Origin of the sequence: Bacillus sp. J33 (assembly GCF_000518885.1) — a bacterium.
Lineage (GTDB): Bacteria > Bacillota > Bacilli > Bacillales > Cytobacillaceae > Cytobacillus.
Window position 1 is genome coordinate 1 of record NZ_JAEL01000138.1, and the last position, 11,449, is coordinate 11,449.

At 39.9% G+C, this 11,449-nt stretch carries 11 protein-coding genes and 1 riboswitch; of the genes, 10 read left to right on the forward strand and 1 reads right to left on the reverse strand.

Annotated elements, in window-relative coordinates; translation table 11 throughout:
• The first annotated feature begins 529 nt into the window (after positions 1-529).
• The 4 genes from L634_RS0126475 (at position 530) to L634_RS0126490 (ending at position 5,490) form a co-directional block, all read left to right on the forward strand.
• The gene (locus L634_RS0126475; RefSeq protein WP_051428424.1) at positions 530-2,278 is read left to right on the forward strand and encodes a methyl-accepting chemotaxis protein; all 1,749 of its coding nucleotides are present in this window, start codon (positions 530-532) and stop codon (positions 2,276-2,278) included.
• A gap of 159 nt (positions 2,279-2,437) precedes the next feature.
• Complete coding sequence (locus L634_RS0126480; RefSeq protein ID WP_232233851.1) at positions 2,438-4,279, forward strand: PAS domain-containing sensor histidine kinase; 1,842 nt, start codon at positions 2,438-2,440, stop codon at positions 4,277-4,279.
• The gene (locus tag L634_RS0126485) at positions 4,279-4,779 is read left to right on the forward strand and encodes a methylated-DNA--[protein]-cysteine S-methyltransferase (RefSeq protein WP_026585016.1); all 501 of its coding nucleotides are present in this window, start codon (positions 4,279-4,281) and stop codon (positions 4,777-4,779) included. The genes L634_RS0126480 and L634_RS0126485 overlap by 1 nt, the downstream gene beginning before the upstream one ends.
• A 129-nt stretch (positions 4,780-4,908) precedes the next feature.
• Complete coding sequence (locus L634_RS0126490; protein WP_026585017.1) at positions 4,909-5,490, forward strand: DUF2087 domain-containing protein; 582 nt, start codon at positions 4,909-4,911, stop codon at positions 5,488-5,490.
• A 39-nt stretch (positions 5,491-5,529) separates the two neighbouring features.
• On the opposite strand, the gene L634_RS0126495 is transcribed toward L634_RS0126490, so the two are convergent.
• Positions 5,530-6,315: a carbon-nitrogen family hydrolase gene (locus tag L634_RS0126495; RefSeq protein WP_026585018.1), complete on the reverse strand. Its 786-nt coding sequence runs from the start codon at positions 6,313-6,315 to the stop codon at positions 5,530-5,532.
• A gap of 151 nt (positions 6,316-6,466) precedes the next feature.
• Here L634_RS0126495 and L634_RS0126500 point away from each other — a divergent pair, with 151 nt between their 5' ends.
• The 6 genes from L634_RS0126500 to L634_RS33105 form a co-directional block, all read left to right on the forward strand.
• Positions 6,467-7,639 carry a pyridoxal phosphate-dependent aminotransferase gene (locus L634_RS0126500; RefSeq protein ID WP_026585019.1) on the forward strand — a complete coding sequence of 391 codons (1,173 nt, stop codon included), beginning with the start codon at positions 6,467-6,469 and terminating at the stop codon, positions 7,637-7,639.
• Positions 7,640-7,731: 92 nt separating this feature from the next.
• Positions 7,732-7,838, forward strand: a riboswitch (SAM riboswitch).
• An 86-nt stretch (positions 7,839-7,924) separates the two neighbouring features.
• Positions 7,925-9,148, forward strand: a complete 1,224-nt coding sequence (locus L634_RS0126510) for a 2,3-diketo-5-methylthiopentyl-1-phosphate enolase (RefSeq protein ID WP_026585020.1) — start codon at positions 7,925-7,927, stop codon at positions 9,146-9,148.
• Position 9,149: 1 nt separating this feature from the next.
• Positions 9,150-9,812: a 2-hydroxy-3-keto-5-methylthiopentenyl-1-phosphate phosphatase gene (locus L634_RS0126515; RefSeq protein WP_026585021.1), complete on the forward strand. Its 663-nt coding sequence runs from the start codon at positions 9,150-9,152 to the stop codon at positions 9,810-9,812.
• A complete protein-coding gene (locus L634_RS0126520; protein ID WP_026585022.1) occupies positions 9,809-10,444 on the forward strand; it encodes a methylthioribulose 1-phosphate dehydratase in 636 nt (211 codons plus the stop codon). Before L634_RS0126515 ends, L634_RS0126520 begins: the two co-directional genes overlap by 4 nt.
• Positions 10,445-10,589: 145 nt before the next feature.
• A complete protein-coding gene (locus tag L634_RS0126525) occupies positions 10,590-11,123 on the forward strand; it encodes a 1,2-dihydroxy-3-keto-5-methylthiopentene dioxygenase (RefSeq protein ID WP_157452465.1) in 534 nt (177 codons plus the stop codon).
• A 175-nt stretch (positions 11,124-11,298) separates the two neighbouring features.
• The coding region (locus L634_RS33105; protein ID WP_198029835.1) for a transposase at positions 11,299-11,449 on the forward strand (151 nt) is incomplete at its 3' end.

An 11,449-nucleotide genomic window follows, 5' to 3' on the forward strand; every position in this document is an offset into this window, starting at 1 on the left:
GTTATACTCTTTATACATAAGAAAATCGTTCCTTTCTCGTATGGTGGGTTGTGGTGACTTAATTATACCAAAAAGGACGATTTTCTTCTTTTTTTGTCTTAGTATTAATGCTGATATTGATTCTTGCACCCTGTTGATTGGAGCGGAAGGGGCGAGACTCCTGCGGGAGAAGCGAGTCAGCGGGAGACCCCGCAGGTGCGAATGCACCGAGGAGGCTCCCGGACCGCCCGCGGAAAGCGAGTCCCTGGAGCGGAAATCAACAGGCCAATTTTATAGAAGAAAAAAGAGGGTGCCCGAAAGTTAGACTTTTGGGACACCCTCTTTTTTTGTACCCAAAAAATTTCTTTAATGGAAAAATAATCTTCAAATGTATTTTTTATTTTATTATAATGGATTGATAGAATAGTTAAAAAGTTACATAAGTAATTTTTTTCTGGTTCAAAAGGCTTATTGCGGTTATCTCAAAGGGGGATATAGTGTGAGAGGGATAGAAAATTTAAAAAGGGCAAGAAACCGAAAAGCAGGCGACATGACTCTTGGGAAGAAAAAGGCGTTTTTTTCGAAAAAACTGGCCGGCGCAAATTGGTGGCAAAATCTTAAGCTTGGCCAAAAATATGGTGTAGCACTATTTGTGACGATCGGGCTTTTCACTGTGTCCACTGTTATTACTTTTTTCTTGTTAACGATTGCAAATTCAAAAATGGATGTGGTGAGGGATTCTGGGGAAAAAGCGATCATGATTACTGAATCTGCTGTTATTTTTCAGCATAAAGGCAGTACAATCGGAAACTTCATTATAGATTCCAATCCAAAACACTTAAAGACATTTGAGGGGCTAACAGAAGACTTTAATGGATTAAAAAAAGAAATCAAACCAGTACTGGCTTCCGTGGAAGCGAAAGAACTTTTTAAGCAAATTGATGATAACGACCAACAGATTACGGGACTATTCTATGATGTTATTGAGCCTAAGGTGAAGCTTCAGCATGTAAGGGAATACAGGCTAGGAAAGCTGCAGGCAGACAATATGATCTCAGAGACTGTGGAAAAATTAAATGCATTAAGCAGCATGATGAAGGAGGAGCAGCAAAAAGCTGTTTCTTCAGCAAAGTCTGGATTGATTCTTACATTAATTGTCCTTGGCTTCTCCATCATTGTTTCTGCAATCCTCGGAATTGCAAGCATTCTATTTATTGGGCGCATTATTTCTAAAAAGCTCAATCAGATTGTCCAGGTAGCCAATGAAATTGCTTCTGGAAACCTGAATGTTATTTCCATTGAATATGAAGGCAAAGATGAAGTAGCAGAGCTTAGCCGTGCCATTAAGTCCATGAAAGAAAAGCTGCAGGCAATGATTCAGGAAATAAATTCTGTTTCAGGATATGTTGCGGAAAGAAGCGGAGAGCTTAATATTGCGGCCAATGAAGTAAAAGCTGCCAGCCAGCAAGTTGCCTCAACGATGCAGGAGCTTTCAGGCGGTGCAGAGGAACAGGCAAGGTCTGCTACCCGCCTATCAGCTATGATGGATGAATATATGGGCAAAGTGGAAGGAGCAGCCAAGAGCGGGCATGAAATTAAGAAGGCGTCAAAAGAAGTGCTGTCACTCACTGAAAATGGGGATAAGCTTATGAGAGAATCCCAGCAGCAAATGGGCTTGATTAATAAAATAATGAAAACATCGGTTGATAAGGTAAATGGGTTAGATGAGCAGACGAAGCATATATCGAGGCTCGTTAATGTTATACAGGAAATTGCAGACCAAACAAATCTTCTTTCTTTAAATGCTGCTATTGAAGCAGCGAGGGCCGGAGAACATGGAAGGGGTTTTGCAGTTGTTGCAGATGAAGTCAGAAAGCTTGCAGAACAAGTTTCATTCTCGGTTTCCGATATTACCAAAATTGTAGCTGGAATACAAACTGAATCCAATAGTGTAGCGGCATCCCTTCAATCCGGCTATTCTCAGGTGGAAAAGGGAACAGAGCAGATCCAATTAACGGGGGAAACCTTTCAAAAAATTTATGAGGCTATTAACTTGATGTCTAAAAACGTTAGCGATATTTCAAGCAGCCTGGAGCAGGTTTCAGAGAGCTCTTCCCATATGAATCAATCGATTGGGAGCATTGCTGCAGTTTCAGAGGAATCAGCTGCTGGCATTGAACAAACCAGTGCTTTGATGGCCCAGACGAATCATTCAATGGAGGGGATTTCCGATAATGCCCAGTCCTTATCCGAACTGGCTAAACAATTAAAAAGTATGATTGCTAAATTTAAGCTATAGAATCAAGGCGTACCTTAAAGGCACGCCTTTTTCTTTGTTTAGGGAATCCTCTTTCGATTTTGAGACCCAGTTTTCAGTGCTAATTAAAGGGTTTTCGTCAGAATTTGTAGAAATATTTATCTATCGGATATCCCAATAGGAGGAAATAGAGTGGTCATAATGAATCAGGAAATCAAGCAGCTCTATGCCAGGATTGAATCATTGGAAAAAGAAAATAAAGCTTTGGCTGAAATGTTCGGCAATGATTCCCTGAGTACAAATATTTTTTCTCAATCAAAGGATGGAATCCTTATTTTTGATCATAGCGATAAAATTGTTGATGCAAATCCGGCGTTTTGCGATAGCATGAATGTGGATAAAGAAGAACTGATGGGTTTATACCTGTCAGATATTGTGCCGGTGAATAAACATTTCAAGCTTGACAGGCAGAGAGAAATATTAAAGATTAAGGAAAGTGTTAGGGGAATCCTCCCGATCAGTAACGGCAAGAAGGTTGCAGAGTTTGATTTTACTACAAGCATACTTAATAAGAGCGGGCTATATATGTGTGTATTAAGGGATGTAACCAGTAAGCGGCTTCTTGAAAAGAAGGTGAAGAAGAATGAAGAGCTATATACAGACCTATTCATCGAGGCTTTGGATGGAATCATTTTTTGGAGGGGAAGCGGGAAAGTCATCAACGCTAATGAAGCAGCCTGCCGAATTTTTGAATGTACACATGATGAGCTCCTAAATAGACGGGTAGGTGATTTCGTATACGAAAAAAATCAAAGATACCGCCGTATAGTGAAAGAACTATACAGTAAAGGCGGCATAAGGGATGAGCTTGTTTTTCTTATGCCAAACGGTCAAATTAAATCATTGGAATTCACAGTTAAATTGAACTCTGTTGACGGCTATCACATGACAATTTTCAGGAATGTAAGCGAACGCCATCGCATGGAACAGGAACTTCGGGAAAGTGAACTAAAATTCCGCCGCATTTTTGAAGGAGCCTTGGAAGGCATTCTCCTCTGGAACGATCAATACCAGCTCGTCGATATTAATCCATCTGGCCAGAGAATGCTCCAGATGTCAAAGGATGAACTGATTGGCCTTTCGCTGCATAGTATCTTGAATGACTGCAATATAACAGATGATGAGCTAAAGCAGCAGATTAGCAGCATACAAAATGATGGACATTCAGGCGGCACCCTATCTATCACTCTAAAATCAGGCAGAAAAAAGTACTTTGAGTTTTCAAATAAGCTCAATGTTTTTTCTAACATAAGCATGACTACCTTTAAGGACATAACAGAAAAACTTGATATGGAAGAGCAGCTTAGGAAATCAGACACTTTAAATGTCATTGGTGAGCTTGCAGCAGGGATTGCCCATGAAATCAGAAATCCTATGACTGCTTTGAAAGGATTTATCCAGCTGCTGGAAGATAGCATTGAGGAAGACCACACCATGTATTTTAATGTGATTACTACAGAGTTGAGCCGAATTGATTCGATTATTAATGAATTTCTCATTCTTGCCAAGCCTCAAGCAGTTAAGTTTATTGAAAAAGATATAATCCAAATTATGAAAGAGACGGTTGACCTGCTAAGTGCCCAAGCTGTACTGCATAATGTTCAATTCAGGACTTATTATGAAAATGACTTGCCTCTGGTTTTCTGTGAACCAAATCAGATGAAAAAGGTATTTATCAATATCATAAAAAATGCGATTGAAGTAATGCCTAAGGGCGGTTATATAACTATTTCACTTCAAAAGTGCAGCGGAAATAAAATCCAGATATCGATCCGGGATGAAGGAACCGGAATACCAAACCATAAAATAAAAAAACTTGGCGAACCATTCTATACCACTAAGGAACGAGGCACTGGACTAGGTTTAATGGTTACATATAAGATTATTGAAGAGCACAAGGGAACAATAGAAGTGGAAAGCAAGCTTGGAAAAGGAACAGTTTTCCACATTTATTTGCCATATATCAAAAAGGCGGGAATGTAATGGAAAGAAGAACTTACAATAAAAAAACAACACCAGTTGGAGATGTCTACATTGTTGTAGAAGGCCAGCGCCTTTCAGCCATTTATATGGGAGAAGAGGATTTTCTGGAAGGGGAAAAAGAGTTTATGCTAACGTTTGACCCTTCTAACTCATTAATAAAAAGGTGCATGCTTCAGCTTGATGAATATTTTAACGGAGATAGAAAGGAATTTGATATCCCAATAGAACCCAAGGGTACAAATTTTCAAAAAGCAGTATGGAAGGAGCTCTCTTTAATCCCATTTGGTGAAACGAGGAGTTATCAGGATATAGCTGTTAAGATCGGGAAAGAAAAAGCTGTTCGTGCTATTGGCCAGGCAAACAAGGCAAACCGCTTGCCAATTATCATTCCATGTCACCGAGTTATTGGAAAAAATAAATCCCTTACCGGGTATGCAGGTACACGGACGGAAATTAAAGAGAAGCTGCTTACGTTGGAAGGCGCAGAATACAAGAAATAATCATACGCTAAAAAGTCACCTTAAAGGTGATTTTTTTTATTGGGAAATTCTGCTTATAATGTTGACGGGATAACAATATTTTGATATATATCTAATTAGATGATAATCGAATTGAGGTGCTTCAAATACATGCAATTAAATCGTTTAGTTTCCTTTTATAAAACGATGGGCGATCCAACTAGAATCAGAATTTTATTTCTTCTAGCAAAAGGGCCGCTGCATGGCCAGGCAATAGCGGGAAAACTGGGACTGACACCGCCGACTATTACACATCATTTAAACAAACTGCGGGATATAAACCTAGTTTACCAGCGCAGAGATAAAAATACGGTTTATTTTTATTTGAATGAATCTGTACTGAAACAGCAGTCAAGCGTACTTGCAAAATTGGCTGATAAAGAGGAGGTTAAGAAAATGGAAGAACTGAACTTAGAAAGTCAAAAAGTAATCGATAATTTCTTCACAAGGGATGGGAAGCTTAAAAATATTCCATCGCAAAGAAAGAAAAAGCTAATGGTTTTTGAGCATCTAATTAAAGGGCTGAAGATGGGCAAGAAATACGAAGAAAAAGAACTAAATGAATATATTAAGCAATTTCATGAAGATTATGCCACAATACGCAGAGAATTCATTATTAATCATTATATGTACAGGGAAAATGGAATCTATGAATTAAATCCGCCGGAAATGTGGGCAAAGATAGAAGGATAATCCAAAATGGGCCCTTTAAATGCAGGGCCCAGCATACTTCTAACGATAAAATTCAGGCTTGCGGTCTGCGAAAATAGGAATCATTTTACGGACTTCTTTCACTTTATCCAGGTCAATATCAGCCTCGAGGATTTCTTCACTCTCCGACCCTTCAGCCAGAACTTCTCCCCAAGGGTCAATAATCATGGAATGGCCAGCAAAAACATTTTCAGGGTCCGAGCCGGCACGGTTACAGGCAATTACATAGCATTGGTTTTCAATAGCCCGTGCAATCAATAGAGTCCGCCAATGGGAAACTCTTGCAAGTGGCCATTCAGCCACCACAAATAACGCTTCTGCCCCTTCTGCTGTATGTGCCCGTATCCATTCCGGAAAACGGATATCGTAGCAAATCATCCCGGCAAATTTCCTGTTTTCCAATGTGAAAGCCCCTTTTGCACTTCCCCCTGTGAGATAAAGGTGTTCATTCATAAGCTTGAATAAATGAAGCTTGCTGTACTTGTGGGCAATATTTCCATTTTTATCGATAACTAATAGAGTATTGAAAACTCCATCTTCAGTTTTATTTGCAACAGATCCGCCTACCAAATGAACTTGATTGTTTTTGGCAATTCTTTTCAAAAAGGCGATGGCTGAAGCCGCATCCTTATCAGCTATTTCCTCTAACCTGGTTAAATCATAGCCCGTCGTCCAAAGCTCTGGCAGGACAATCACATCCGGCTGTGTTTTTAACGCTTTATTTATCATTGTTTCGGCAGCCTTGAAATTCTCTTTAGGTTTACCGAATAAAATATCCATTTGCAAACAAGTGATCTTTAATTTCATGAAAATCCCCCGCAATCATTCTATTTTCATTTACATATGTTAAAATTAGTCCGATAGATAACAATTTTCAAAAAATAACTTTACAACTTATCATTTACGTTATATCATTTGTGACTATATTTTCAATCTTTTTTTTAAGCAGGTGAATACTTTGATTAATTATCCACAATCAGATTTGCTGAAAAGTTTGCCGAAGCAATTTTTTGCTTCTTTGGTAGCGAAGGTGGGGAAGCAGCTTGAACAAGGACATGATGTCATTAATCTTGGGCAAGGCAATCCCGATCAGCCTACCCCTGGCCATATTGTTAAAAGGCTTCAAAGTGCTGCCGAAAAATCAATTAATCATAAATATTCCCCCTTTCAGGGGTTTCCATATTTGAAAAAAGCAGCAGCTGACTTTTATAAAAGGGAATACAGTGTTGACATTGATCCGGAGACAGAAGTAGCCATTTTGTTTGGGGGGAAGGCCGGGCTGGTTGAAATTCCACAATGTCTTTTAAATCCTGGCGACAGTGTATTAGTGCCGGATCCTGGCTATCCGGACTATTGGTCTGGTGTAGCGCTCGCAAAGGCTGAAATGGTGACTATGCCATTAAAGGAGGAGCATAATTTCCTGCCTGACTACAGCGAACTGCCAAAAGAACAGCTTGATTCTGCTAAATTGATGTTCCTTAATTATCCTAACAACCCGACAGGAGCAGCGGCAAGCGAAAAGTTTTTCAAGGAAACAGTAGAAATTGCCCGAGAGCATGGGATTTGCGTTGTTCATGATTTTGCATATGGGGGTATAGGGTTTGATGGCAAAAAGCCTGTCAGTTTTCTTCAGGCTGACGGATCGAAAGAAGTGGGGATTGAAATCTATACGCTTTCGAAAACGTATAATATGGCAGGCTGGAGAATTGGTTTTGCAGTAGGAAATGCGAGTGTTATTTCCGCATTGAATCTTTTGCAGGATCATCTTTATGTCAGCCTGTTCGGAGCAGTTCAGGAAGCAGCTGCAGCTGCGTTAACTGAATCACAAGATTGTGTCAAAGAGCTGAATGCACTTTATGAATCCAGGAGGAATACATTGATTTCTGGTCTTCTGCAAATCGGCTGGGATGTGAAAGCTCCTGAAGGTTCTTTCTTTGCCTGGTTAAAAGTGCCTGAAGGTTTTTCATCAGAGGAATTTGCTGATCATTTGCTTGAAAAAGCGCATATTGCGGTTGCCCCTGGCATTGGGTTTGGAAACTATGGAGAAGGATATGTGCGTGTAGGCCTGCTAACCTCTGAGGAAAGGCTTAAAGAAGCAGTGGATCGAATTAAAAAGTTAAACTTATTTTAATTTTTTAGCATAAATAATTGACAATCAGGTTGAACCCTGTCATAATCCTAATTAAATTTTAATTCAAAATTAACCAAATACTTATTTTCGTTTTCTTATCAAGAGCAGGCGGAGGGACTAGCCCTATGAAGCCCGGCAACCGACTTATTTTAAAGCACGGTGCTAATTCTTGCAGCTTTACTAAGCTGAAAGATAAGAAGATGTTAGTTTATGCTGCTAACCTCTTCTTATGGAAGAGGTTTTTTTATTGAGATATTTTGTCAGCACTGAAAGGAAGAAAAATTTATGAGTGAAATTATTGCAACTTACTTAATTCATGATGCAAAACATAATCCTGAGAAAAAAGCAGAGGAGATTGCTTTAGGCTTGACAGTCGGTTCATGGACCCATTTGCCTGAGCTTGAAAAGAATCAGCTCCGCAAGCATAAAGGCAGGGTTGTTTCGGTCGAGGGCATTTTAACGGAAGAAGGAAGAAAGGAAACGGCCGCCATCATAAAAATCGCTTACCCAACTGCGAATTTTAGTCCGGACTTGCCGGCGATCTTAACGACCGTATTCGGAAAGCTCTCACTTGACGGAAAAATAAAATTAATAGATTTACAGTTTTCTGAGGAACTTAAAAGCTTCTTTCCAGGGCCGCGGTTTGGGGTTGAAGGGATAAGAAAAAAGCTGGGTGTCCAGGACCGGCCGCTGCTTATGAGCATCTTTAAAGGGGTTCTTGGCAAAGATATGGACTTCTTAACCTCACAGCTGCGAGAACAGGCACTTGGCGGCATCGACATTGTGAAAGATGATGAAATTTTATTTGAAAATGAGCACACTCCTTTTGAAAAAAGGATTTTGGAAGGAAAGAAGATTCTCTCCCAAGCCTATGACCAAACCGGTCATCGAACGCTTTATGCAGTGAATTTAACAGGCAGGACATTTGACTTAAAAGAAAAAGCCAGAAAAGCTGCAAGCCTTGGTGCAGATCTCCTGCTGTTTAATGTCTTTTCTTATGGGCTGGATATATTGCAGGAGTTAAGAGAGGATGACGAGATAGGGCTTCCGATCATGGCACACCCAGCCGTAAGCGGTGCCCTTTCTGCTTCAAGCATCTATGGAATCTCTTATTCTCTGATTCTGGGCAAGCTTCTTAGATACGCAGGAGCCGATTTATCTCTATTTCCATCTCCATATGGTTCAGTTGCGCTTGAAAAGGAGCAGGCACTTTCCATCGGAGAAGCATTAACGAACAAAGATACTTTCAAACGAACTTTTCCTGTACCGTCAGCAGGTATTCATCCTGGGCTTGTGCCGCTGCTTTTCCGGGATTTTGGAACAGACAGTGTGGTCAATGCTGGCGGAGGAGTGCATGGGCATCCAGATGGAGCAAGAGGAGGCGGACTAGCCTTCAGACAGGCTATTGATTTAACACTGGAAGGGATATCATTAGAAGATATTCCTTTACACTATCCAGAATTGAGAAAGGCAATTGATTTATGGGGATCCGCAAAGGTGGAAGTTTAAAATGGCTAATATAAAAGTTTTTTGTGATTTTGACGGTACTATTACAGAAAAAGACAACATCATTAGCATCATGAAAAAATTTGCACCCCCTGAATGGGCAGGACTTAAAGATAAAGTATTGTCACAGGAAATGTCGATCCAGGAAGGAGTAGGGAGGATGTTTTCCCTCCTTCCAAGCACCCTTAAGGAAGATATTATTGAATTTATATTGGAAAATGGCAGGATAAGAGCTGGGTTTCAGGAATTCGTGGATTATTTAAAAGAAGAAAACATACCGCTTTATATTGTCAGCGGCGGCATTGATTTTTTTGTAAAGCCTGTACTGGAGAAGTATGGTCCATTTGAAGCTGTTTTTTGTAATGCTTCAGATTTTAGCGGAGAAAAAATTAACATATTATGGCCATATAGCTGTGATGATGAATGCAAAAACAATTGCGGATGCTGCAAACCTTCCATTATGAGAAAGCTTGAAACTGAGGATGCTTTTAAAATAGTTATCGGAGATTCTGTTACCGATTTGGAGGCAGCCAAACAGGCAGACCTGGTCATTGGAAGGGACCTGCTGCTGGATAAAAGCAAAGAAATGAACCTTAATTATCGCGCTTTTGAAACGTTCTATGATTGCATAGCGGTTTTAAAAAATATAAATGGGGTGAGAGTATGAGCAAACTCAAAGAGAGATGGCATGAGCTTGCTGATATTAAAGACGAGCTGGCAGAGAGAGACTGGTTTATGGGAACAAGCGGAAACCTGGCGATTAAGGTTAGCGACAGCCCAATTCAATTCCTTGTTACAGCAAGCGGCAAGGATAAAAGAAAAAGGACAGATGAGGATTTCCTTTTAGTTGATGAATCTGGCCGCCCAGTTGGGGAAACCCAACTGAAGCCTTCAGCAGAAACGCTGCTGCATGTAGAGATTTATCGGAAAACGAAAGCGGAATGCAGCCTTCATGTACATACGATTGACAATAATGTCATATCGGAAATCTACGGTGACCAGGAAGCTGTCACATTCAAGGGACAAGAGCTGATTAAAGCGTTTGATAAATGGGAAGAGGATGCTGTTCTCCGTATTCCGATTATTCCGAATCATGCACATATTCCGACGCTGGCTAAGTGTTTTTCATCCCATTTATATGAAGATTCAGGTGCTGTCTTAATTAGAAACCATGGAGTAACTGTATGGGGAAGAACCTCTTTTGAGGCAAAAAAAATTCTTGAGGCTTCAGAATTTCTGTTTCGTTATCAGTTACGGCTCCTCGAGCATAAGCCTAATCAGCTGTTCAAGGTAGTGTAATGAAATTTTAGGATATCGCTTATTGACTTTGTTTTAATATTTATAATGGGTTGTGATATGGCTAATAGCTTATTTACCATCGTGTTGGTTGAAGCAGAAGCAGGGGATTCTCGAAAATAATCTATAATTGAAAGGGTTGAGTACTTTGGCATACATTGTTTTGCAGAATACAGGGAAAGAAATCAGGAATCAGGAAGAGGTTGCAGCATTTTTGGAAAAGCAGGAAGTTATTTATGAGCAATGGGCGATAGATAAGCTTCCTAAAAATCTACAGGAAAAATATTTGCTTTCAGACGAAGAAAAAGATGAGATTTTAAACACCTTTGCAGCAGAGATCAAAGATATTTCCGAAAGAAGAGGGTATAAGGCACAAGATGTTATTTCCCTTTCGGAGAATACGCCAAACTTGGAAAAGCTGCTTCAGAATTTCCAGCAGGAACACCATCATACAGATGATGAGGTAAGATTTATTGTCAGTGGTCATGGTGTTTTTATCATCCAGGGAAAAGATGGCGAATTTTTTGAGGTGTTCTTGAACCCTGGAGACTTAATATCTGTACCAGAAAATATTCGCCACTATTTTACCTTGCAGGAAGACCGAAAGGTCGTTGCGATCAGGATTTTTGTAACAACAGAAGGCTGGGTCCCAATCTATGAAAAAGATGAAGTTCATAATTAAGTTGAATCCTTTTGCCAAACGGCAAAAGGATTTTTATTATAGGTTTTAAAACCACGTGCTCTGCACGTGTGAAAACAAAGCTTCTAGAGTGGTAATGTGACATAAAAAAACTCCTATCGTTATAATAGAAACTGGCCGTCAAACCAACTTCTATATAACGAAAGGAGCAGTACTCATGAGTGACAATAGTTTATCACATACCAGGTGGAATTGTAAGTACCACATCGTTTTCATCCCAAAATACAGAAGAAAAGTAATTTATGGAAAGTTGAGACGAGATATAGGAGCGATATTGAGAAGGCTGTGTGAAATGAAAGATGTGGAAA

Bases quoted from the DNA above. Each gene is read 5' to 3' on its own strand.
- L634_RS0126495 (WP_026585018.1), bottom strand. From the start codon at position 6,315: ATGAAATTAAAGATCACTTGTTTGCAAATGGATATTTTATTCGGTAAA.
- L634_RS0126520 (WP_026585022.1), top strand. From the start codon at position 9,809: ATGAGCAAACTCAAAGAGAGATGGCATGAGCTTGCTGATATTAAAGAC.
- L634_RS0126490 (WP_026585017.1), top strand. From the start codon at position 4,909: ATGCAATTAAATCGTTTAGTTTCCTTTTATAAAACGATGGGCGATCCA.
- L634_RS0126475 (WP_051428424.1), top strand. From the start codon at position 530: ATGACTCTTGGGAAGAAAAAGGCGTTTTTTTCGAAAAAACTGGCCGGC.
- L634_RS0126480 (WP_232233851.1), top strand. From the start codon at position 2,438: ATGAATCAGGAAATCAAGCAGCTCTATGCCAGGATTGAATCATTGGAA.
- L634_RS0126515 (WP_026585021.1), top strand. From the start codon at position 9,150: ATGGCTAATATAAAAGTTTTTTGTGATTTTGACGGTACTATTACAGAA.
- L634_RS0126485 (WP_026585016.1), top strand. From the start codon at position 4,279: ATGGAAAGAAGAACTTACAATAAAAAAACAACACCAGTTGGAGATGTC.
- L634_RS0126510 (WP_026585020.1), top strand. From the start codon at position 7,925: ATGAGTGAAATTATTGCAACTTACTTAATTCATGATGCAAAACATAAT.